The organism is Borreliella bavariensis PBi, assembly GCF_000196215.1.
Taxonomy (GTDB): Bacteria; Spirochaetota; Spirochaetia; order Borreliales; family Borreliaceae; genus Borreliella; species Borreliella garinii.
The window spans coordinates 398,168-422,148 of sequence record NC_006156.1 but is presented as its reverse complement, the minus strand read 5'-3'; the positions used below and the strand labels follow the sequence as shown (position 1 = coordinate 422,148).

Here is a 23,981-nt window from a genome sequence, read left to right as displayed (position 1 = left end):
GATTTGTCTTTTCAATATTATACATGTATTCAGTGGTAATTTTCCTGTTTAATAAAAAATATTTTTTATATTAGGTGGCTGTGGTATGCTGTTTTATTGTATATTATACAATATGTTTAATTACTAGGAGTCTACATTTATGTTTTTTAATTTTTTGAAAAAAGATCTTGTATTTATTTTGCCAGAAGCAAATTCAAAAGAAGATGTAATTGATTTTTTAGTTGAAAAAGTCAATGATAAGGGATATATAGATAGTAAAAAAGAGTTTCTTCAAGGAATTCTTGATAGAGAAAAAATAGGCGACACTTCTTGGGAAAATGGAGTTGCAATTCCCCATTTTATAGGAGATGCTGTTAAGACCAGTTTTATTTCATTGCTTTACATTAAAGGTACTGGTGTTAAATGGTCTGAAGAAAATCCTCCTGTTAATTTAATATTTTTAATTTGTATGTCAAAAAAACAACAAGGCAACGAACATATTAAGTCGATCGCTTTTATAGCTAAACTATTTGAAGACGATGCTTTTCAAAATGCTTTAAGTGGGATTGTTACTGCTGATGACATTTATTATTATATAGAAAATGTTCATAGAAAAGTTAAAGAAGAGGTTTTTGGAGCTACAAAAAAAGAGAAAATAGTAGCTGTAACGGCTTGTCCTGTTGGAGTTGCTCATACATATATTGCAGCAAAGAAAATTGAAAATGAAGTTAAAAAGCAGGGTTACAATATTAGAGTCGAAACCCAAGGATCTATTGGTATTGAAAATGCATTAACAGAAGAAGAAATTAGGAATGCAGATATTGTAATACTTGCTGTTGACAAGGATGTTGATGAAAAGAGATTTGAAGGTAAAAGAGTTTATAAAGTCTCAACTGTAAAAGCGATAAACAATACAGAAAATATTATTAAGGAGGCATTTAATGCCCCAGTATTTTTTTGCAAAGACTCTGGTGCTAATAACAGATCTAAAGGCTCGATTATAACAGGCAAAGGTAGTTTTTATAAATATTTAATGAGCGGAGTATCTCCAATGATTCCTGTTGTTGCAACTGGAGGAATTTTAATTGCTCTTAGCATTGCTTTTGTTGGGATTGGACCTGATGGGCCCAATTTTTCTGAGCATCCATTTTATAAGCAGCTTGCAGATATTGGCTCTGTGGCTTTTGGAATGATGCTGCCTGTGCTTGCTGGATTTATTTCAATGGCAATTGCTGATAAACCTGGTCTTGCGCCCGGTCTTGTTGGTGGAGTAATGTCTGGCAATGTAAAAGCAGGATTTTTGGGTGCAATATTTGCGGGGTTGCTTGCAGGCTATGTTGCAAGGTTTTTGGCAAAGAGATCTGTTCCTGAGTGGTTAAGGCCCGTGATGCCTATATTTGTGATTCCACTAATAAGCACTATTATTGTTGGCTTTTTTATATTGCATGTTGGTGTTTATATTGGAGAATTTATGGGGGTGCTTGAGAGCGGGCTTAAATCTTTACAAAGTAATTCAGAAACGTTTGGTGTGTTGGGTAAAATTTTCTTAGGGTTGGTACTAGGTTCAATGATTACTGTTGATATGGGTGGGCCTTTTAATAAAGTGGCATTTCTTTTTGGTGTAGGGCTAATTCCTCAAGTGCCAGAAATAATGGGGATGGTGGCAGCAGCAATTCCTGTTCCTCCTATGGCTATGGGGCTTGCAACTTTTTTAGCGCCTAAATTATTCGAAAATGAAGAAAAAGAATCTGGCAAAATAGCCTTTTTAATTTCATTTATTGGTATTAGCGAGGGAGCTATTCCTTTTGCTGCTAGTGATCCTGGAAGGGTGATTCCTTCGATAGTGGTAGGAGGAGCTGTTTCAAGCATTATTGCTGCCTTTTTGGGTGTTGCCAATCATGCTCCACACGGAGGGCCAATAGTTCTTCCTGTTGTTGATAATAAATTTGAGTTTATTATTGCAATTGCTGTTGGAGTTGCAGTTGCAACGGCTTTGGTAATTTTTTTGAAATCTTTAAAATCAAAGGAATCCGAATGAATAAAGATAATATTTATTTAATGAAAAATAATATTAAAGAATATGATTGGGGAGGGATTAGTTTTATTCCCAATCTTTTGGGTGATAAGATTGATGGAAAGCCTAAGGCTGAAATGTGGCTTGGAGCACACAAGACATTTTCTAGTAAGATTTTATATAAAAATGAATATGTGCTTTTAAGTGGTTTTTTAGAAGATCATAAAGAGCTTTTAGGCTGTAATGATGAGTTTCCTTTTTTATTTAAGGTATTGTCTTCAAACAAGCCTTTATCTATTCAAATTCATCCTTCTAAAGATATTGCCTTAAAAGGCTACGAATCAGAGAATAATAAAGGTATAGACATTAATGATCCCAAAAGGATATATAAAGACAAAAACCCCAAAATTGAACTTATTTATGCTTTAAGTGATTTTTACGCTCTTAAGGGCTTTTTGCCTTTGGGTGAGATTAAAAAAATTTGTGAAATTCTGAAATTAAATTTAGACTTTCAATCACATAGAGGCTTTGTAAAGACTATTTTTGATTTACAAGTGCATGAACTTGAGAAGATTATTGAAAAAATTTTAAAAAATTTAAATCTTATGGATAGTTTTAGGGGTTATTGGTTTAATGAAATTTACAATATTTATGGTGTAGATGTGGGTCTTTTAGTATTTTTGGGCATGAATATTTTAAAACTAAAACCAGGAGAAGTTGTTTATACTAATAGTCAGGAGGTGCATGCATATCTTAAAGGAGACTGTATTGAGCTTATGACCAATTCTGACAATGTTATTAGAGCGGGGCTTACTACCAAGTATATTGATAAAGAAGAGATGTTGAGAGTTGGTCAATTTGAAGAAGGAAGGGTATCATTTTTAAAGCCCGATTTTCAAAATACTTTTAATGTATTTAGACTGCCAAATACTAATTTGAAACTAATTCAAAAAAAAGTAAATGAGAGTATTTGCATCAATAGAAATAGTGCAATGGTTTTGTTAGTTTTAGACGGTTGTGTGAGTATAAATAAATCTTTAGACCTTGACAAGGGAGAGAGCATTTTTATAGGCAAAAAAGCTGAAAACTTGTTTATTGATGGGAATGGTCAAGCTTTTATTGCTGGTTTTAATTAAAATTAAGCTTGCTTAAGTAAGCTTAATTTTAATCACCAATTTAATTATTTGGTTAATTAAATGCAAATTTTATGAATCCAAATCCAAAAAAATTGAATTTAATTCCTTCAAATAAAATGTTTGGCTTTGTTAGCAATATTGTTGGCCCTAGTGCAGGGTAAACTTTGAATCCTATGTATAAATTTTTTGCAAAGTTATATTCCATTACAAAAGGAATTCTTATAACAGCGCCTATTCTCTCATAATCAGTCTCTTCCTCTTCGTCAGGAGGCATAAGGGATGTTTTTGACCAATCTGCACCTATTCCAATACCGCCACCGATTCTCATGTATTGTCCAATTTGTTTTTTAAAAATAATATCTATTCCGCCGTTTAGATAATTTTCAAAATTATTTGACTTAGGGCCAATAAAACCCCCATATCCAAAATCAATATTTACATAAGGAATTGTAATTATGATGTTTGCAATAGGATTACCTATTCCAATACCCATTGAAAATAAGTCATAACTTTTTTTTTCTTTTATGCCTTTAAGCTTTGCGATACAGGTGGTTGAATCTTCTTCCTTGCTGCATCTGACCATATAATTGTCAGATGCAAAAGAAAGGTGTGCTACACCTAATACTAATATTAAAATATGCATTTTTTTAAAATTTTTTATCATTTATTCTCCACTATATATATATTTTGATAAAGCCTGTACCCAAGAAATTAAATCTAGCTCCTTCAAATGACATTGGGCCGCCAAGCAGCATAGTTGTTCCAATAGTAGCAACAGCTTTAAACCCAATCACAATATTTTTAAGAAAGCTATATTCTATTACCAAGGGTAGCCTTATTACAATCCCTATTCTATTCTGAAGAGAATTTACTTGTTGAGCTTCATTTTCTTCCTCTTCTTCAAGTTTTTCATTCGATTTCTCAGGGCTTCCTTTTGACCAATCTGCGCCTATTCCAATGCCGCCAGAAATCATGGTGTTTTTATGTATTTCATCTTTAAATAAAAGATCTATTCCTGCTGCAACATAGGGCATGAAATTGTTGGGCTTAAGCCCTACAAATCCTCCGTAGCCAAGGTCTATGTCTACATATGGAACAGATATTGTAATGTTTGTAAGTGGGTATCCAACCCCAAAGCCTATACCAAATAAACGGCGGACAGACTCTTCTTTTGCAAGAAGTTTCTCAAAATCAAAGTCATCTTCAACCATAGATTTGCTTTTTGATTGGGCAGTTAACAAGCCTGTTGTTAATATAAGTATTATTGTTGCTAATAGCATTCTCATTGAAATTCTCCTTTTTTATATCCAATAATTTTAGATTTTATATTTACAATATTTTTAATAAAGCATAAAAAATTAAAAATATTGATGTTTATTTGCTTATCTTGATAGCAAAACTTTATTTTTAATTTTTTTATCGTTTTATTTATTAAAGTTTTGTTTATCAAAAAATTTTTAATCACAAATATAGGTATTATTATACTACTTGACTGGGTATTGATGTTAATCTTATTCGTTTGTATAAGATTTTTGGGAATATATTTTTGCTTTGATTTTTTGGCCTTTAAAAAAAACATAAATTGATGAATTTGCAATAAATAAGGTTTATTGCAATGTTTTATTTTAAAGCGCTTGCAGAAAAACTTTATTTGCCTTAAGGCTTTTGAAACTAATTTTAGGCTACTAATCCTTTTGTCCAAAAATTTATCCCAAAAATTTGAATATTAAGTTTTTAATCTATAAATAAATAGTACATCAAAGTTTTGAATTTGAAATGCTGTTTGATATTATTTTAAGTAAGAGTAAATTAATTATAAATAAGTTTAGCGTGTAATTTATTGTTATTAAACTTATACAAAGCTTATGATTAAATTGTATATCGTTTTTTTTTATTTTTTTTCTTTTTTATTGGGGTTTTCAGAAAATATTTTTTTTAAAAATTTAGGATTTTCAAATAATGATCAGTGCTTTATGTTTGGCGAATATGGGTTTGAAAATGGATATTATTATTCTGCTGTTTACTTTGTTGATGTTATTAGAAATAATTTTGCAAACTCTGGAGTGCATTCTAAGATTTTTAAGGAGCATATTGAGTATTCAGACAGTTATGATAAAAGTCTTTATGAACTTTTAAAGATGATTAATTTTAAAGTTAAGGAATTTAAAATTAATCATTTAAGAAGAGGACGAGAAATTTATTTTTATGTTAATAGTGAAATTCCAGAAACAGATTTTTTAAATTTTGTTGATTTTAAAACAGGAAACGAATATCAAGTTTTTGTAAATAAGGATATTAATTTTCAAGAACTTTCTTCTTCTTTTAATATTTTTTTATCTGTCAGATATTGTAATTCAGCTTTAGAAAAACATCTGACTGTTGGGAGAGGGAATTACTATAGAAAGAATGTTATTGATTACAAAATAAGGGAAATTTTTTTATTCCCAAATGAAGATGGAATTGTTTTTGTTTTGGAAAAAATCATGTTAAATTCTTATGGGAATAAGTATAAGCGGTTTATGGTTGAAGTTAAAAAATATTGAATATAATTATTTAGTGTTTTAAAGAAGTTTAATGCTTCATTAAGGATAATTTATGAGTGATTTTATAGCATCAAAAGAAGATGATTATTCTAAGTGGTATTTAGATATAGTCCAGAAAGCAAAACTTGCTGATTATAGCCCTGTAAAAGGGTGCATGGTGATTATGCCTTATGGATATTCTATTTGGAGTAAAATTCAGAGCATACTTGATAAAAAATTTAAAGAGACAGGACATGAGAATGCATATTTTCCTATGCTTATTCCTTATGGTTTTTTAGAAAAAGAAAAGGATCATATTGAAGGATTTTCTCCTGAGTTTGCTATTATTAAGGACGCTGGTGGAGAGAGCTTGGCAGAGCCTTTGGTTTTAAGGCCTACCTCTGAGACAATTATTTGGAATATGTATAGTAAGTGGATTAAGTCTTACAGAGACCTTCCTCTTAAAATTAATCAATGGGCAAATGTTGTTCGCTGGGAAAAGAGAACAAGGCCTTTTTTAAGAACTACCGAATTTCTATGGCAAGAAGGGCACACTGCTCATGCTACTGAAGAAGAGGCAGTAGAAGAAACTTTGCTTATTTTGGATTTATATAAAAGATTTATGGAAGACTATTTAGCTATTCCGGTTTTTTGTGGTAAAAAATCTGAAAAGGAAAAATTTGCAGGGGCCGTTTCTACTTATTCAATTGAAGCATTGATGCAAGATAAAAAAGCCCTTCAAGCCGCTACATCCCATTATTTGGGGTTAAATTTTGCAAAGGCATTTGATGTAAAATTTCAAGACAAAGATGGAAAGATGAGGCACGTATTTGCTAGTAGTTGGGGTATTTCTACCAGATTAATTGGTGCTTTGATTATGGTTCATTCTGACGAGAAAGGTTTGATTTTGCCGCCTCGCATTGCTCCTATAGAAATTATTGTTATTCCTATTTTTAAAAAAGAAGATGAGATTAATAAAAAGATTTTAGACTATTCTGATTGTGTTGTTCATGCTTTAAAAAAAGCAGAATTTAGGGTTGAAATTGATAAGGATGTTAGAAGTTCTCCGGGATTTAGATTCTCATCTGCCGAGTTTAAAGGAATTCCAATACGTATTGAAGTGGGGATAAATGACGTCCTTTTAAATTCTGTTACTATTATGAGAAGAGATAAAGACAGAAAATTTAAGTATCAAATATCACTTGATTCTCTTGCCAGCAAGGTTAAGGTTGAGCTTGATTCTATGCAAAAGGATTTATTTAAAAAAGCATTGAATTTTAGGACCTTAAATACCAAAGAGATTTTTAGAATTGGGAAGGATAGTTATGAGTTATTCAAAGCTTACATGAATGATCATTCTGGATTTGTGCTTTCTTGTTGGTGTGGTGGTTTGGATTGCGAAAATATTATTAAAAACGAAACTAAAGCTACAATAAGATGCATTCCTGATGATTTTAAAGCCAAGGATTTAACAGGTATGGCCTGTATTTATTGTGCTTCTAGGGCTAAATATTTTGTTTTATTTGCCAAATCTTATTAATTTGTTTTGCTTTAATTAATCTTTTCTTGATCTTTCAATTCTTTAAAGTTTATTATATGAATAATTGCAATGTTAAAAGCAAAGTCAATTAGCAAAGCCAAAGAGATTAGTATTGGCAGCATTGGGGTTATGTTAGAAACATTTAGCTCTATTCCTTTTGTATAAGTAGAGCAAAGCATTGTAATTACATAAATTAAGCTATTTGGTATATGAGGAAATGCAAGGACAAAAAAAAATGATAAAGTACTCATATAGCTTATCTCATAGATAGAAATAGGCAAACTTGAATATGATTTTAAAATTATAAAAAATGATATTACTGAAACAAAAATAGTTCCAAATTTAGAAACAAAATTTATTAGAGGTATGTTTATAATTATAGATTTTTTTATATTTATTCTTTCGTTTTTAATATCTTCTATTAATATTACATAAGGGGAATAAGAATCTTTTGTTAGTCCTGAAAATATTATGTTTTTAAATGATACAAAGATTCCTTTATATATCATTCTGAAATTTTTTGTTAATCTATAGCTAATTATTGGCAATATTGCGAATAAAATTATAATTGTCCATGTCAAAAAGAATGTTATGCTATTTGTATAATTTTGATAATCTTTAAAGCTTTTTAAGCTTGTAGTATAATCTGCTGTTATAAAAATAATTCCTATATTTAATATATTTACAATAAATCCATTTGCATGGTAAAAAAGATTGGATGCGCTTAGCATTAGTTCTCTAGCTATTCTTCCCTTTTGTTTTGCATAATAAAAACTAGTTCCTATTATTATTGAAATCATATAAATGCTAAGTAGATTTGGATTGCTAGACGTAAATATTTTGAAAATATTTTTTGGGAAAAATGTTTCTAATAAAGCTTCTTTTTCAAAAAAATATATATTTTGTATTGTTTTTTCTAGTATTGGAATTCTTTGTGGAAGATATATTATTGCAGCTGTTATTGATACAGCAACTCCAGATAGGTTTATTAAAATTCCATAATAAATTGTTTTGCTAAAGAGTTTTTTAAAGTTTTTATTTTCAATAATATTTTCAATTCCTAATGGAATTGAAAATATTAAGAAAGGAATAAGAGACAAGTATGATAATCTTATAAAAGCATGAGATAAAGAGCTGTAAATCCCAAGAGGTAAAAACAATCCCAATAATATTCCAATGGGTATAGTGAAAAAAAAATTGATTTTTACATTCATATGACTTCTCCTTTCAGAGATTTAAGGTACACTGTGCATAATAAATAGTACTAAATTTTTTTGTAAATATAAACTTTAGAGTTACAATTATAATTATGTTGTTATGTTGCTTGGGGGTGTTTTTGGGGGTCTTTTGTATAAATATCCTGATTATGTAGATACAGATTTAGATTCAAGATTGCCAAATATTTTAACTTTAGAGGAGCATGATAAACAATTTTTTACTAAAGATTTTTATAAAAATCTTATTTCAAGTAGCAAAGAAATTGGCCTTAAGCTTCATAAAGTTTTAGTAGATTATTTAAATCCTCAACCAGAAGAGGTTGATAGGGTTTTAAAGTATAATCAAGTGATTAACATTTATTGGTCTTTTCTGAGATCAATTGCAAAAAACATTTCGGCATTAACTATGGAGCAGAAAATTTTATTTAGATTTGCTGCCCTTATTCCAAATGCACTTGGATCTGAAATTCAGTTATTAATTTCAAAAACTATTTGGGACAATCATTATAATGAGTCTTTTATTTATTTTGATGAATGGCTTTATGGGGTTAGTAGTTTAAAGCTTAGTAGATTAGCAACTGATTTGCCGATGGATAATTTTAAAGAAGAAGATATGGAAAAAATTTTACTTAATAAGAAAGAAAAACTTTTGGCAAATATTGATTTTGCAAAGAGCAGCCTAAAGAGAACTGACAAGATTAGGGAAGAAGCTCTTTGTAAGCTAAGAAATATGTTTGGATTTTTATTTTCACATAATAGCCAAAACGATTCAACTTATATCCCTGAATACGGAGTGAGAAGCCCTTATGCCAATTCGATTTTAAAGCCCTTAAATTTTGCCAGTGATTATGTTGATGATCTTATTAAATCAAATAGAGATATTCATGTTTTTATCAATAAAATTGAAGATGCTAACAAAGAGCTTTTTGAAATTCAAAATAAAATGAACAATATTGGAATGTCTGTTGAATCAACTATTGCATATGATGAAGTTGAGGTTATTAGAAGTGCTAATAAACTTGCAATAGGCCCAAGAGGCAACCATTTTCCTATTCTTTTGAGAAATAATATAGTTGCAAATCCTCAATTTTTTGGAAGCAGAGAAAGAATTATGCAACTTGTTTGGGAAATTGAAGATATTCAACCCAGGCTTTTTCAAAAAGCGTATAGAGGAGATTTGCTTAGAGTGGTTCCTTATTTTATATTGATACCTTCTTATGGTGATAAAGGAATTTGTTGGGAATCAATTGATGTTAAAAATAGAGCAAATGGTAGGGGTAAAATATTAATACCTATGTATGCTAAAAACTTAAGAAAGGCGGTTATTTTAGGCATTGGTGATTTTGTTTGGGAGCTTGCTAAAGAACAAGCTTCTTTTAGGTGGATGGAAACAGGAATTACAGGTCAATATTACGATTATTATGTTAAGTTTATTAAAAAAGGAAATGTTAAAAATTTTTTTCTAGAAGATTATTTTCTTTGGATAGAGAAGGAAAGTAAGGGAATTCAAAAGCTTGATAAATTGGTGCGTGGAATAATGTGGAGAAATTTACCCTTTTCTAAAAATTTAAAAGAGACACTTGCTAAAAAATCTTTTATATACAAAGATCTTATTGATAAAGATAAAAATATTCAAACATCTGATGGGTATTAAATTTATTTTTTATTTTGTTAGAATTCTAACTATTTCTTTGTTTTTCAGCGCTTTAATTTCTTTTTTGTAATTGTCGTCAATGTAAATTTTTTTATTTTTAAGAGATTCAATTAATTTTATATTTTCTGTTTCTATTGCAGCTTGCATTGGTGTTTTTCTATTTTCAAGTGTGCAACTTAAATCAGCACCGCTTTCTTTTAAAAATTCAAATACTTTTTCGTTATTAGTATATATTGCCCAAAATATTGGAGAATGCCCGGTATCATCTATTTGATTAAGACCTATTCCATAATCTACCAATATTTTTATGATTTCAAATTTATTGTTTATTATTGAAATTGAAATTGGAGATATTTTATGTTTAAGGTTTATTTCTGCTCCAAGATTTAGTGCAATTAAAATCCCTTTTTTATTGTCGAAAAAAACAGATATTATAAAAAGATCATTTTTAATTTTTTCTAAATTTTGCAAGGTTTTTTTATCGTTTATATTTATTGAATTTATAAATTTATTTAAAGTGTCCTTATTATTTTGATATTCTTTACTATTAAAAGCATACAGATTTTTTTGTAATTCTTTTATTATTGAAGTACTTGTATCAGTGTTTATTGAATTCAAATTTTTTATTATTTGTAATAATAAAAAAAGTATCATTAATTCCTTTTTCATTTTTTGTGAGTTTTGTATTCCTTTAGTAAAGTATTTAATTTTAGATGATTGCTTTTTTAATAAGTATTAAATTAACATTTATTATAGGTTATTATAAGATTATTTTTCAATGTTTTTGTAATCATAATTATCCATTTTTAAAATATTAGGTATTTTTATTTAAAATCTATAATTTAGATTTTGGCTGTGTTATTTTGATGTTTTTTATATTGATATTAATATAAAATGTGATCATGCTAAATTAGTATTTATAAAAATTTTGATAATTTTTTAAATTGAGGTGTGCATTTTATTATGTATAGTTTATATTGTAAAATACTCTTATGAATCTGTTTGCTGAAATTGCTAAATTTTTTTTGATTTTATTTTTGTTTGCTTCTTGTAAACAAAAACAAAGCGAGATTCAAAATCTTACGCATCTTTTAAAATCTTCTAATAAGAATAGATTAGATAAATTTCTTATTGTTGATAGAGCTGTTAATATATATATTGCAAATAAAAATTATGAAAATGCTTTAGAAATTGTAAATAGTGGAATTATTGATGATGAATCTAGAGAGTATTATCCTTTGTATCTTTATTTAATGGGCAATATTTATGATTCTATGGGAGAAGATTTTGTAGCTTTTAGTATTTATAAGTATGTTGTTGACAATTTTGATGATTATGTTTATGAAAACTGTTCAGTGAAAACAAAAGTAGCCAAAAAGATTGTTAATTTAAATATTGATTCAATCGATAAGATCAATTATTACAAATTTATATTAAATACAGAAATTGATAATTTAAATAATGAGGAAAAGGGTAATTATTTTTATAATCTTGCATTAAGCTTGGAAGATGTTCAAAATTATGATGAATCTTATTTTTACTATAAAAAATTTCTTTCAATTCCAAGAGCACATTTAAAAATAGATTCTAGAGACTATTTTAATGTAGTTACAAAAATTAATTACTTTAATAATCCAGAGTTTATTGTTTATAGAAATTTAGGAGATTTAATCCAGGATGTTAAAAAATTTGTTCTTTCTGGAGATACTTCTAGACTGCTTAATATAAGAGATAAGAATAATTTTTTTATTCAAAGCTGGGATCAAAAGGGCGGAAAAAGTAATTCCATTAATACCAACAGCTTTTTAACCACGATGATTAGGCTTGGAGGTAGAAGAAAAAACGGAATACAATTTGCAAAGCATCTTGAGGCGGATTCTAGTGATGATATATCTTATCTTGAATCAAGCGGCTGGGATCATATTCGGGAATGGTATTTTGTTTTTAAAAGAATTGCTTATCCTAAAGATCCAGAAATTAATAATGGCTGGACTTGGATCGGTGTATATTTAGGCAAAAAATAATAGGAAGGAGATAATGCATTTTCTTAAGTTTCTTTTTAGTTATTTATTTCTACTTTATTCTAATGTTTCCATAATAAAAGATGAGGTTGCCGAGACAAGTGTGCATAGAATAATTGATTGGGATAGGAAGGTTATTTGTTTTGACATTGTTAAGGAAATTAATGAAAATGAATTTAGGCCAGTAGGCTTAAATACAGCTTCTAAATTAATAGCAACCATCAATGATTTTAAAGATACGTTAATAAGAGAGTCTCTTTTTAAGATAATTATGGACTCTGAAAATACTTTTAAGAATTATTTTGATCTGAATCCTAGCTTAATACTTAATTTTTCAGGCCCCAATAGTATTTTGAAAAGATCTTATATAAAGTATTCAGAAGACTTAAGAAGTCTAACTGTTAGGTATGAGCTTAGTCTTTTTCCCGATTTTATAAATTTATTTTTTTCGCATGAAAAGCCATATAAAGCTTTTTATCCATTAGTAAATTCTGATATTGATAAGACTGATTATACAGGAATTGTGATTTATGTAGGTGAAGTCTATAATAATGCTTTTGGTTCTAAAAAATTAGAAGACTCTTTTTTTATCAAAATTTATGATGAAAACATTAGGCCATATTTTGACAAGAGAATGGTTTCTTCAGAGGCTTTAAAAAAATGGGGAATGCTTGAGTATAGTAATGATATTCTTTATAATAATAAAAATAGGGTTGGGCATCGTCCTTTAAAATTAGTTGCCAAAAGTGTTTATGGCAAAAACAATACAGATATTATACTTGATGAGTATTCTATTAATAAGTTATTTTCAAACAACAATAACATTAAACTTTTACAAGACGGAAAACTTGTTGTAATAAAGCAGGAAAATTAAACTGGGTACTTGTTTTTTTCCAAACAATCAACTAAGATAATAAAGAGTTTTATAAGGAATTAATGCCCTTATAGCTCAGTTGGTAGAGCACCACCATGGTAAGGTGGGGGTCGTCGGTTCAAGTCCGATTGAGGGCTTTTATTGGTAGTTAGGAGTTTTGTTGTATGGGTAAAAAGAAAGGGAAAGGAGCTGTTGAGCTTATATCTTTGATTTGTGAAGAGACGGGAATTAGGAATTATACTACTACTAAGAATAGACGTAATAAGCAAGAAAAGTTGGAATTGATGAAATATTGTCCAAAATTACGCAAACATACTCTTCATAAGGAAGGAAAAATAAAATAATAAATAATAGGTCAGTAGTTCCAACGGTAGAACGACAGTCTCCAAAACTGTATGCTGGGGGTTCGAATCCCTCCTGACCTGTTGTTAGAATTAAAGTGAGGCTTTAAGTGTTTAGGTTTATCAAAGATAGTATTTTGGAGCTTAAGAAGGTAACGTGGCCTAAGTATAATGAAGTGGTTGAAAATGGGAAACAAGTTTTTTGGTTAGTATTATTTGTTTCAATCTTCTTAGGTGTAGTTGATTATCTCATGTTTCTTGTTGTAACTTATGTATTTTAGTTTTATTATAAGAAGGTTAAATTATGTCTAGAGCTTGGTATGTAATTCAAACTTATTCTCAATATGAGAAAAAGATAGAGCAAGACATAAGGCTTTTAATAAGCGAAGGTGCTTTTGGTAGTATAGTATTAGATGTTAAGGCTCCTATTGAAAAAGTAGAAGAGATAAGAAATGGCAAGAAAAGAATAAGAGAGAGAAAAATTTGGCCAGGTTATATTCTTATTGAGCTAGATCTCCCAGAAGTAGGTTGGAAAGATGTTGTTGCCAATATCATTAAAGTTCAAGGTGTTATTAATTTTGTTGGTGTTAGTAAGGGGCAAAAGCCTATTCCCATTAATGATGAAGAAGTAAAAAGTGTTTTTATGCTTACTGGAGAGATTAAAGCAAATAAATCTATTTTTATGCTTTATGACTTTGAAGAAGGAGAAAGGGTTAGAATTAAAGGTGGGCCTTTTGACTCCTTTGAAGGACTTATTAGTTCTATTGATTATAAAAGAAAGAAATTAAAAGTTGCAGTTCAAATTTTTGGAAGGTCAACGCCCGTTGAAGTTGATTTTCAACACATAGAAAAGATTTAAAATTTAATATTAATGGGAGCTTTTTAAGCGTTATTACCATAAGGAGATGATATGGCAAAAAAAAAAGCAATTTCTTGGATTAAATTGCAGGTTCCAGCTGCTCAGGCAGCTCCAGGAGCTAAAATAGGACAAGCGCTTGGACCTCATGGAGTGAGCGGTCCTCAGTTTGTAAAGGAATTTAATGAGAGAACCGCAAAGATGGATCCCGGCATTGTGGTTCCCGTTATTATCACTGTTTATAGTGACAAAAGTTTTTCTTTTATTGTAAAAACTCCTCCAGCTTCGATTTTAATTAAAAAAACTATTGGGATAGAATCAGGATCTAAAAAATCCAATACAGATAAAGTTGGAACTATATCAAAAGAAAAGTTAATGGAGATAGTAAAAATCAAAATGCCTGATTTAAACGCAAAATCAGAATCAGCAGCGTTTAAAATTATTTCGGGGAGTGCACGTTCAATGGGTGTTGAGGTAGAGAAATAATGTCAAAAAAGGGTAAAAAATATATTGCAGCTTTTTCCAAAGTAGATAAGAGTAAATTTTATAGCATTGAAGATGCAATTTCACTGTTGAAAGAAATTAAATTTGTTAAATTTGATGAAACTATAGATATATCTATTAACCTTAATTTAAAAAAGAATCATACTGTTAGAGACACTATAGTTTTGCCAAATCAGTTTATGAAGCCGAAAAGAATACTTGTTTTTGCAAAAGGCGATCGAGCAGATGAAGCTAGAGCTTTTGGTGCAACTTATATTGGAGATGATGATCTTATTAATAAGATTAAAAGTGGTTGGGATGAATTTGATATTGTTGTTGCAACTCCTGATATGATGAAGGACGTTGGAAGACTTGGCCCTATTTTAGGGAAAAGAGGCTTAATGCCAAATCCAAAGACTCAAACAGTCACAAATAATCTTAAAGATGCAATCAACAGTCTTAAAAAGGGTCGAACAGAATTTAGAGCAAATAAAAATGGCGTAATAAGCTTTTCTTTTGGTAAATCTTCTATGGACAATGCAAAGATAAAAGAAAATTATGATGAATTTATCAAGGAAGTTGTTAAAAAAAGGCCAAGTGACTTAAAGGGAGCTTTTATAGACAGTATTTATATTTCATCTACTATGGGGCCTTCTATAAAAATTGATTTTGTTTGGAGGTAGCATTATGAGTGCAAAGATAAATTCTAAAAAGTTGGAAATGTTTGATTTATTGAAAAAATTTATAGACAATAAACAAAATCTTTTTTTCTTAGATTATAGAGGCTTAAGTGTATCTCAGTTGACAGATCTTCGTAATAAAATAGAAGGCGAACATGGAGCCTTAAAAGTTGTTAAAAACAATATAATGAAGATGGTTTTAAAAGAAAAGAATATTAATATTGTTGATTCTTGTTTGGTTGGCCCTACGGTTGTTGTTACTGCATTAGAAGAGGCTAATGTAATAGCAAAAATTTTTTATGATTTTGTAAAAAGTAGTACTTTAAAAGTAAAGGGCGGTTTTGTTTTAGGAGAGTTTTATGATGAGGCTAAAGTTCAAGCTTATAGCAAGCTTCCTACCAAAAAAGAGTCTATTTCTTTATTAGCTAGCGTGTTAAAAGCGCCAGTTTCTAAGCTTGCAAGAACCTTGAAAGCTTTGGCTGATATTAAAAATTAACATGGCAGTGTTAGTCTTAATTTTTGAGTGCATGCTATCACTGTAAAATGAAAATATATAAGGAGTTAATATGGCACTAAGTAAAGAAGATATTTTAACCTGGCTTGAGGGTGCAAAAACTATGGAAGTTGTTGACCTTGTAACGGCTATTGAGGAAAAGTTTGGAGTAACTGCCGCTATTTCTGCTGTCGGAGGGGGTGCTGCTTCAACAGGCTCAACTGATTCTGAAGAACAAATTGAATTTGATGTAATACTTATGTCTTTTGGTAATAGTAAGATAAATGTTATAAAAGAGGTGAGATCTATTACGGGGCTTGGTCTTGGAGAAGCTAAGGCTTTAGTTGAATCTGCTCCTAAAGCTATTAAAGAAGGTCTTTCTAAGTCAGATGCTGAGGAGTTAAAAAAGAAACTTGAGGCAGTTGGCGCAAAAGTTGAAGTTAAATAAAAAATTAAAAATATATCAAAGTTGTTATTCCGCATGTCTTTATGATATGCGGCTTGTTATGTCTTAAAAAAGGAGTCTTTTAATGATAAAAAGAGTTCATCTGGGACAAGGAAGAGCTGATGAGATTTTAGACCTACCTAACCTGATAGAAATACAATTAAATTCTTATGAAAAATTTTTACAACTTGATAAATTAAAAAATAAAAAACCTTTACTTAATGAAGGCCTTGAGTCTGTTTTTAGAAATATATTTCCCATCAAAAGTGGAAATGGTGATGTTGCTCTTGAGTATGAAAGGTACTATATAGAAAACGATGCCCTTAATTTTACAGAAAAAGAATGTAAAAGAAAGGGCCAAAGTTATGAAGCTGTTTTAAAAGTAAGACTAAATTTACAATTTTTGACTACTGGAGAAATAAGGCAAAAAGACGTTTACATGGGAACTATTCCTTTAATGACAGAAAGGGGAACTTTTATTATTAATGGGGCCGAGAGGGTTGTTGTTTCTCAAATTCATAGATCCCCAGGAGTTGTTTTTTATAAAGAAAAAGATTTGTATTCTGCCAGAATAATTCCTTATCGTGGTTCTTGGTTAGAATTTGAGATTGATTCTAAAAAGGATTATCTTTATGTAAAGATAGATAGAAAAAAAAGAATACTCATAACTCTTTTTTTAAGAGCTTTAGGATTTGATACGAGAGAAAAAATAATAGAAACTTTTTATAACATTAAAAAAATTAAAGTTGAAGACAGTACAAAAAGAGATCTTCCGGGTCAATATTTAGCTAAGAGCATTAATATAAGAGAGAATATGTATTATCGAGCAGGAGATAAGATTACTCTACAAGATGTTGAAGATTTTTTGCAAAATGGAGTAAACGAAATAGAGCTTGTTGATTTTGATGGTTATGATGCTATTTCTGGAAAGTGCTTTGTGAGTTCAAATGTTATTTTAAATTGTCTTGAGAAAGAGGATGCCTTTTTTGCTTTAAAGGATGGCTCTAAAGAGCTTCCAAAAGAATCAGTTATGCTTGCTGTTTATGGTGCTCTTTTTCCTGGCGAACCAATATCGATTGATAATGCTGAAAATGATTTAAAAACTATATTCTTTTCTGAAAGAAGATATGATCTTGGGCGTGTGGGGCGCTATAAACTTTCTAAAAAATTTGGATTTGACGATTTAAGTACATCGGTTTTAACTATGTATGATATTGTTAACACCATATCTCATCTTTTAAGAATATATGAAGGTCATGATATTCTTGATGATATTGATCATTTAGGAAATAGAAGGGTGCGTTCTGTTGGGGAGCTTCTTACCAATATATATAAAGGCGCGATGTCAAGAGTTGAAAAAATTGCTAAAGATAGAATGTCTAATAAGGAAGTTTTTAATCTAAAGCCCCAAGAGTTAATAAGCGTTAAACCTATTGTATCTGCTGTTAAAGAATTTTTTGCAACCAGCCAGCTTTCGCAGTTCATGGATCAGGTCAATCCTTTGGCCGAACTTACCCACAAAAGGCGTCTTAATGCCCTTGGACCAGGGGGACTTTCAAGAGATAGAGCAGGATTTGAGGTAAGAGATGTCCATTATACTCATTATGGCAGAATGTGTCCTATTGAAACTCCTGAAGGACCAAATATTGGACTTATTGTTTCTTTAGCTACTTATTCGAGAGTTAATGATTATGGTTTTTTGGAAACTCCCTATAGGAAAGTTGTTAATGGAGAAGTGACTGACGAATTAGAATATTTATCTGCTATTGATGAAGAGAAAAAGTGCATTGCGCAGGCCAATGCCGCCTTTAATTCTAATGGAAAGTATCTTGAAGATTTAGTTTCTGTTAGAATTTCTGGTGATTATACTACAACAAACCCTAAAAATATAGACTATATGGATGTTTCCCCTAGACAGCTGATTTCAGTATCTTCGGCATTAATTCCTTTTCTTGAACACAATGATGCAAATCGAGCTCTTATGGGTTCTAATATGCAAAGACAAGCAGTACCCCTGCTTTTTCCTAAACCCCCAATTGTTGGCACAGGGATGGAAAGTGTTGTTGCAAAGGATTCAGGAGTAGTAGTTAAGGCTAAAAGAAGTGGGGAAGTTATTCTTGCAACAAGTAGTAAAATAGTTGTTAAGCCTTTTGAATCAGAAAATGCTAAAGATTTAGATGAATACCATATTGTTAAGTATGAAAGGACAAATCAAGACACTTGCTTTAATCAATCTGTTTTAGTTAAAGAGGGTCAAAAGGTTGAAAGTGGAGAAATAATAGCTGATGGCCCTGCTACTAGATATGGAGAGCTTGCTCTTGGTAATAATTTATTACTAGGGGTTATTCCTTGGAATGGGTTTAATTATGAGGATGCTATATTAATATCTGATAGAATTGTAAAGGAAGATCTTTATACATCTATTCATATTAAAGAATTCAGCATAGAGGTAAGAGAAACCAAACTTGGTCCTGAGAAGGTTACAGGAGATATACCAAATGTTAGCGAGAAGATACTAAACAAATTAGATGAAAATGGGATTATACGGATAGGAACCTATGTGAAGCCCGGTGATATTTTAGTTGGTAAAGTTACTCCAAAGTCAGAAGGAGACATTACTCCTGAATTTAGACTTTTAACTTCCATTTTTGGAGAAAAAGCGAAAGATGTTAAAAATAATTCTTTAAAAGTTCCTCATGGTACTGAAGGTACAGTTATTGATGTTCAAAGGATTACTAAAGAGGATGTTGGTAATCTTTCTCCTGGGGTTGAGGAGATACTTAAAGTTTATGTTGCTAAAAAAAGGAAGCTTAAAGAGGGCGATAAAATGGCTGGGCGACATGGTAATAAAGGTGTTGTTGCAAAAATTCTTCCTGTTGAAGACATGCCTTATCTTGCAGATGGAACCCCTCTTGATATATGCTTAAATCCTTTAGGAGTTCCATCTAGGATGAATATTGGACAGTTAATGGAATCGCAATTAGGCCTTGCTGGTAAATATCTTGGTGAATCTTATAATGTTCCTGTTTTTGAGTCTGCCACAAATGAACAAATTCAAGAAAAATTGAAAAAAGCTGGATTTAATCCAACTTCTAAAGAAATTTTATATGATGGTTATACAGGAGAGCCGTTTGAAAATGAAGTAATGGTTGGCGTGATTTACATGCTTAAATTGCATCACCTTGTTGATGACAAAATGCATGCAAGATCAACAGGACCATATTCTCTTGTTTCTCAACAACCTCTTGGAGGAAAAGCTCAATTTGGTGGGCAAAGACTTGGAGAAATGGAGGTTTGGGCCCTTGAGGCTTATGGTGCGGCTCACACTCTTCAAGAACTTTTAACAGTTAAATCTGATGATATGTCGGGTAGAGTCAAGATATATGAAAATATAGTAAAAGGCGTTCCTACTAATGTATCCGGTATTCCTGAGTCTTTTAATGTGCTAATGCAAGAGCTTAGAGGGCTTGGACTTGATTTGTCAATTTACGATGACAATGGGAATCAAGTCCCCTTGACAGAAAAAGAAGAAGAATTGATTAATAAAGGCTAGGTTTTTGGAGTTTTTATGAAAGAGATAAAAGATTTTGAAAAAATAAAAATTAAAATAGCATCTCCTGATCAAATTAGAAATTGGTCTTATGGAGAGGTTAAAAAGTCCGAGACTATTAATTATAGAACTTTGAGACCCGAGAAGGATGGGCTTTTTTGTGAAAGGATTTTTGGCACTACAAAGGAATGGGAATGTTATTGTGGTAAATTTAAATCAATTAGATATAAAGGTATTATTTGTGATCGTTGTAATGTAGAAGTTACCCATTTTAAGGTAAGACGTGAAAGAATGGGGCATATTGAGCTAGCAGCTCCAGTTGCCCATATTTGGTATTACAAATATATACCCTCTAGGATTGGTCTTTTGCTTGACATTACAGCATCTAGTTTAAATTCTATTCTTTATTATGAAAAATATGTAGTAATTGAACCGGGTGATACTGATCTTAAAAAAATGCAACTTTTAAATGAAGATGAGTATATAGAGGCTAGAGAGCGATATGGAATGTCTTTTAATGCTTCGATGGGAGCTGAAGCTATTAAAACTCTTCTTGAAAATCTTGATCTTGATGAACTTTCATCTAAGCTTAGGATTCAAATGATAGATAAAGATGATAAAACTGATAAGAAACTTTTAAGACGTCTTGAAATTATTGAAAATTTTAAAGTTTCTGGAAATAAGCCAGAATGGATGATTATGGAGGTTCTTCCTGTTATTCCTCCAGAGATTAGGCCAATGGTTCAGCTTGATGGAGGGCGCTTTGCAACATCTGATCTTAATGATCTTTACAGAAGAGTTATAAATAGGAATAATCGTTTAAGGAAGTTACTTCTTCTTAATGCGCCAGAGATTATTGTGAGAAATGAAAAAAGAATGCTTCAAGAATCGGTAGATTCTCTTTTTGATAATTCTCATAAAAGAAAGGTTGTCAAAGGCTCATCTAGTAGACCTCTTAAGTCGCTTTCTGATGCGTTAAAAGGCAAGCAGGGAAGGTTTAGGCAAAATCTTCTTGGGAAAAGAGTAGATTATTCTGGTCGTTCTGTTATTGTTGTTGGACCTGAGTTAAAGCTGCATCAATGTGGACTACCCGCAAAAATGGCTCTTGAGCTGTTTAAGCCTTTTGTGATAAGAAGGTTAATTGAGAGTGAGGCTGTTTTTAATATCAAAAGAGCAAAGAATTTAATCGAACAAGAAGTGGATGAGGTATGGCAAATTTTAGATTTTGTTATAAAAGAGCATCCTATTCTTTTAAATAGGGCGCCTACTCTTCATAGACTTGGAATTCAAGCTTTTGAGCCTGTGTTAGTTGAGGGTAAGGCAATAAAATTACATCCTCTTGTTTGTCATGCATATAATGCTGATTTTGATGGTGATCAAATGGCAGTGCATGTTCCCCTTACTCCATCAGCACAAGCTGAAAGTTGGGCTTTAATGCTTTCAACAAACAATCTTTTAAATCCTGCAAATGGGCATCCTATTGTTTTTCCATCTCAAGATATTGTTTTAGGTCTGTATTATTTAACGATGGAAAAAAAGAATATTGTTGGAGAAGGTAAAAAGTTCTTAAACTTTAGCAACGTTATTCTCGCTATAAACAATAGAAGTCTAGATTACAATGCTTCTATTTATGTAAAAATTGATGGCGAATACAAAAAAACTACAGCGGGTAGGGTTATATTTAACGAGGCTTTGCCCAAAGGAATTGAATTTGTAAATAAAACTCTTAGTGATTTGGAACTACAAATTTTAATATCAAAAGTTTATGTAGTTCATGGTTCTTCTACTGTAATTGAAATGCTTGACATTATCAAGGAGCTTGGCTTTAAGTATGCCACTAAGTTTGGGTGCACAATTAGTATGAGCGATATTATTGTTCCTGATGAAAAGAAAACTTATATAGATAGGGCTAATAAAGAGATTGCTAAAATTCAAAATGATTATGCCAAAGGTGTTATTACTGGTGAAGAGCGCTATAATAATGTAGTTTCTGTTTGGTTAAAGACTAATGAAGAACTTACTAATAAGATGATGGAAATTTTAAAGAAAGACAGAGATGGATTTAATGTTATATATATGATGGCAGATTCTGGTGCTAGGGGTAGTAGAAATCAAATAAGACAACTTGCTGGTATGAGAGGATTAATGGCAAAAACTTCCGGGGATATTATTGAGCTTCCAATTATTTCTAACTTTAAAGAAGGTCTTTCTGTGATAGAGTTTTTTATATCTACAAATGGAGCTAGAAAAGGTCTAGCAGATACTGCTCTTAAGACAGCTGATGCTGGATATTTAACTCGAAGATTAGTAGACATTGCTCAAGATGTTGTTGTTAGAATAGAAGATTGTGGAACTATAAATGGAATAAAAGTTGAAACTGTCAAAAATGGTGAAGAAATATTAGAATCTTTAAAAGAAAAAGCTGTTGGGAGTTATTCCATTGAAAGAATAAAAAATCCAATTACTGGTGAGATCGTTTTAGATGCAAATGAAGAAATCTCAGAAGCCAAAATAGAATTATTAGAGAAAATTGGTATTGAAAAGCTTGTGATTAGATCTGTTTTAACATGTGAAGCTGAACATGGTGTTTGTCAAAAATGTTATGGTAGAGACTTTTCAAAGAATAAGCCTGTAAATATTGGCGAGGCTGTAGGAATAATTGCTGCTCAGTCTATAGGGCAACCAGGAACTCAATTGACCATGAGAACTTTTCATATTGGTGGAGTTGCTCAGGCCGGCAGTGAGGATGATAAAATATCTTTAAAGAATGCTTTTATACTTAATAGCATAGAGGGTTTTAATGTTAATGTTGACAATGGAATTCTTTTCACAAGAAAAGGAACTTTAAAAATAATCAATGTTTTTTATGAAGAAAAAATTAAGAACATAAAAGAGATTAAAGTTTTAGATTCTCAAAGAGTAATCAAAGGAATTCCTTTGTTTGTTAATAAAAAGGGTGTAGAGATTCTCTCTTCTTATATTGGTTATGCTAAATTAAGAGACGATAAATTTTTAATAGTATCAGAAGAGCAAGAAGTTGCTTTAAAAGCTGGCACAAAGCTTGAAATAGGGGTTGGTGATTATGTTGAATCAGGTAAAGTTATCGGCACATTTGATCCATTTGCAGAGCCTATTATTGCAGAAGTTAAAGGTAAAATTAAATTTAAGGATATTATTTTAGGAACCACTCTTAAAGAAGAGATTAATACTGAAACAGGAAATGTTGAGAAAAGAATTACAGATAATGTTTTTGAATCTCTTGATCCTAGGATTTTTATTATTGATAGTAGTGGTATGGAGGTTGCATCTTATGTATTACCAGGAGATGCTTATCTTCAAGTTGAAGATGGTCAAAATATTAATATAGGAGATGTTATTGCGAAACTTTCTAAAGGCTCTGAAAAAACTCAAGATATTACAGGGGGATTGCCCCGTGTTAATGATCTTTTTGAAACAAGAATCCCTAAGAATTTAACCGAAATGGCTAAAGTAAGTGGAATTGTGCAATTTAAATCAATTCAAAAAGGCAAAAGGCTTATTAATATTTTAGATGAGTATGGGGTTGAACATAAGCATTATATTCCAGCCGGTAAGCATCTTTTAGTTAGAGACGGAGATGTTGTTAAAGCAGGCGATATGCTTTGTGATGGCAGAATTAATCCCCATGATGTGCTTGAAATTTTAGGTGGGATTAGTTTGCAAGAGTTTCTGTTGGCAGAAATTCAAGATGTTTATCGAAAGCAGGGTGTTAGCATTAATGACAAACATATTGGTGTGATAATTAAACAAATGATGAAAAAAGTTAAGATTGTAGCAGTTGGTGATACCAATTTTGTTTATGGACAAAAGGTAGATAAGCATACTTTTTATGAGCAAAATAGAAAAGTAATCGAGCAAGGTGGTGAGCCAGCAATAGCAAGTCCTATTCTTATAGGAGTAACTAAGACGTCTCTCAATATAGATTCTTTTATTTCTGCAGCTTCTTTCCAGGAAACAACGAAAGTATTAACAGATGCTTCTATTGCTGGAAAAATAGATGATCTTAGGGGATTAAAGGAAAATGTTGTAATTGGGCATTTAATTCCTACTGGAACCGGTATGGGACTTTATAAAAAAATTAAAGTTAGTGAAAATATCGATGCTAAGGTTTAACTTGAAAATAAGCGATATATTTGC

21 protein-coding genes and 2 tRNA genes are annotated in these 23,981 nt (G+C 30.8%); 18 read left to right on the top strand and 5 right to left on the bottom strand.

The genetic code is table 11. The features are described 5' to 3' along the window. Positions 1 to 139: 139 nt before the first annotated feature. Positions 140 to 2,017, top strand: coding sequence for a fructose-specific PTS transporter subunit EIIC (locus tag BG_RS04725; protein ID WP_011193732.1), 1,878 nt, complete (start codon positions 140 to 142; stop codon positions 2,015 to 2,017). Continuing rightward, complete coding sequence (manA, locus tag BG_RS02000) at positions 2,014 to 3,129, top strand: mannose-6-phosphate isomerase, class I (RefSeq protein ID WP_011193731.1); 1,116 nt, start codon at positions 2,014 to 2,016, stop codon at positions 3,127 to 3,129. Before BG_RS04725 ends, manA begins: the two co-directional genes overlap by 4 nt. A 52-nt stretch (positions 3,130 to 3,181) precedes the next feature. Here the strand turns inward: manA and BG_RS01995 are convergent, their stop codons facing one another. Genes BG_RS01995 through BG_RS01985 form a run of 3 tightly spaced genes read right to left on the bottom strand, consistent with a single transcriptional unit; the run spans position 3,182 to position 4,831 of the window. After that, positions 3,182 to 3,793: a DUF3996 domain-containing protein gene (locus BG_RS01995; protein ID WP_011193730.1), complete on the bottom strand. Its 612-nt coding sequence runs from the start codon at positions 3,791 to 3,793 to the stop codon at positions 3,182 to 3,184. A gap of 10 nt (positions 3,794 to 3,803) precedes the next feature. Further along, positions 3,804 to 4,415, bottom strand: coding sequence for a DUF3996 domain-containing protein (locus BG_RS01990; protein ID WP_011193729.1), 612 nt, complete (start codon positions 4,413 to 4,415; stop codon positions 3,804 to 3,806). After that, positions 4,412 to 4,831, bottom strand: coding sequence for a hypothetical protein (locus BG_RS01985; RefSeq protein ID WP_044007885.1), 420 nt, complete (start codon positions 4,829 to 4,831; stop codon positions 4,412 to 4,414). Before BG_RS01985 ends, BG_RS01990 begins: the two co-directional genes overlap by 4 nt. Before the next feature lie 163 nt (positions 4,832 to 4,994). On the opposite strand from BG_RS01985, the gene BG_RS01980 reads away from it, so the two are divergent. Next, entirely contained in the window at positions 4,995 to 5,672 is a 678-nt protein-coding gene (locus BG_RS01980; protein WP_044007884.1) for a DUF2259 domain-containing protein, read from the top strand. Between the two features lie 52 nt (positions 5,673 to 5,724). Then, positions 5,725 to 7,191 (top strand): proline--tRNA ligase, encoded by a 1,467-nt coding sequence (gene proS / locus BG_RS01975; RefSeq protein WP_011193727.1) that lies wholly within the window; start codon positions 5,725 to 5,727, stop codon positions 7,189 to 7,191. Positions 7,192 to 7,202: 11 nt separating this feature from the next. On the opposite strand, the gene BG_RS01970 is transcribed toward proS, so the two are convergent. Beyond that, positions 7,203 to 8,405: a dicarboxylate/amino acid:cation symporter gene (locus tag BG_RS01970; RefSeq protein WP_011193726.1), complete on the bottom strand. Its 1,203-nt coding sequence runs from the start codon at positions 8,403 to 8,405 to the stop codon at positions 7,203 to 7,205. A gap of 103 nt (positions 8,406 to 8,508) precedes the next feature. On the opposite strand from BG_RS01970, the gene BG_RS01965 reads away from it, so the two are divergent. Further along, positions 8,509 to 10,062, top strand: a complete 1,554-nt coding sequence (locus BG_RS01965; protein WP_044007883.1) for a DUF8510 domain-containing protein — start codon at positions 8,509 to 8,511, stop codon at positions 10,060 to 10,062. A gap of 9 nt (positions 10,063 to 10,071) precedes the next feature. Here the strand turns inward: BG_RS01965 and BG_RS01960 are convergent, their stop codons facing one another. Then, positions 10,072 to 10,731: an ankyrin repeat domain-containing protein gene (locus tag BG_RS01960; protein WP_011193724.1), complete on the bottom strand. Its 660-nt coding sequence runs from the start codon at positions 10,729 to 10,731 to the stop codon at positions 10,072 to 10,074. Positions 10,732 to 11,054: 323 nt separating this feature from the next. Here BG_RS01960 and BG_RS01955 point away from each other — a divergent pair, with 323 nt between their 5' ends. The 13 genes from BG_RS01955 (at position 11,055) to rpoC (ending at position 23,957) form a co-directional block, all read left to right on the top strand. Further along, the gene (locus BG_RS01955; protein ID WP_011193723.1) at positions 11,055 to 12,086 is read left to right on the top strand and encodes a hypothetical protein; all 1,032 of its coding nucleotides are present in this window, start codon (positions 11,055 to 11,057) and stop codon (positions 12,084 to 12,086) included. Between the two features lie 13 nt (positions 12,087 to 12,099). Then, complete coding sequence (locus BG_RS01950) at positions 12,100 to 12,957, top strand: TP0624 family protein (protein WP_011193722.1); 858 nt, start codon at positions 12,100 to 12,102, stop codon at positions 12,955 to 12,957. Positions 12,958 to 13,021: 64 nt separating this feature from the next. Further along, positions 13,022 to 13,094: transfer RNA gene (locus BG_RS01945), tRNA-Thr, on the top strand. A 27-nt stretch (positions 13,095 to 13,121) separates the two neighbouring features. Beyond that, on the top strand, positions 13,122 to 13,301 hold the full coding sequence (rpmG, locus tag BG_RS01940) for a 50S ribosomal protein L33 (RefSeq protein ID WP_002556991.1): 180 nt from the start codon (positions 13,122 to 13,124) through the stop codon (positions 13,299 to 13,301). A gap of 8 nt (positions 13,302 to 13,309) precedes the next feature. Beyond that, positions 13,310 to 13,382: transfer RNA gene (locus BG_RS01935), tRNA-Trp, on the top strand. 26 nt (positions 13,383 to 13,408) lie between these two features. Beyond that, on the top strand, positions 13,409 to 13,579 hold the full coding sequence (secE, locus tag BG_RS01930) for a preprotein translocase subunit SecE (RefSeq protein WP_011193721.1): 171 nt from the start codon (positions 13,409 to 13,411) through the stop codon (positions 13,577 to 13,579). 23 nt (positions 13,580 to 13,602) lie between these two features. Beyond that, the gene (nusG, locus tag BG_RS01925; protein WP_011193720.1) at positions 13,603 to 14,157 is read left to right on the top strand and encodes a transcription termination/antitermination protein NusG; all 555 of its coding nucleotides are present in this window, start codon (positions 13,603 to 13,605) and stop codon (positions 14,155 to 14,157) included. Between the two features lie 51 nt (positions 14,158 to 14,208). After that, positions 14,209 to 14,640 (top strand): 50S ribosomal protein L11, encoded by a 432-nt coding sequence (gene rplK, locus BG_RS01920; protein ID WP_011193719.1) that lies wholly within the window; start codon positions 14,209 to 14,211, stop codon positions 14,638 to 14,640. Further along, positions 14,640 to 15,320, top strand: a complete 681-nt coding sequence (gene rplA, locus BG_RS01915; RefSeq protein ID WP_011193718.1) for a 50S ribosomal protein L1 — start codon at positions 14,640 to 14,642, stop codon at positions 15,318 to 15,320. The genes rplK and rplA overlap by 1 nt, the downstream gene beginning before the upstream one ends. 4 nt (positions 15,321 to 15,324) lie before the next feature. Further along, a complete protein-coding gene (gene rplJ, locus BG_RS01910) occupies positions 15,325 to 15,813 on the top strand; it encodes a 50S ribosomal protein L10 (RefSeq protein ID WP_011193717.1) in 489 nt (162 codons plus the stop codon). Between the two features lie 70 nt (positions 15,814 to 15,883). Further along, positions 15,884 to 16,258 carry a 50S ribosomal protein L7/L12 gene (gene rplL / locus BG_RS01905; protein WP_011193716.1) on the top strand — a complete coding sequence of 125 codons (375 nt, stop codon included), beginning with the start codon at positions 15,884 to 15,886 and terminating at the stop codon, positions 16,256 to 16,258. Between the two features lie 82 nt (positions 16,259 to 16,340). Then, positions 16,341 to 19,808: a DNA-directed RNA polymerase subunit beta gene (rpoB, locus tag BG_RS01900; protein WP_011193715.1), complete on the top strand. Its 3,468-nt coding sequence runs from the start codon at positions 16,341 to 16,343 to the stop codon at positions 19,806 to 19,808. Between the two features lie 15 nt (positions 19,809 to 19,823). Next, positions 19,824 to 23,957: a DNA-directed RNA polymerase subunit beta' gene (gene rpoC / locus BG_RS01895; protein ID WP_011193714.1), complete on the top strand. Its 4,134-nt coding sequence runs from the start codon at positions 19,824 to 19,826 to the stop codon at positions 23,955 to 23,957. The last annotated feature ends 24 nt before the right edge of the window (positions 23,958 to 23,981 follow it).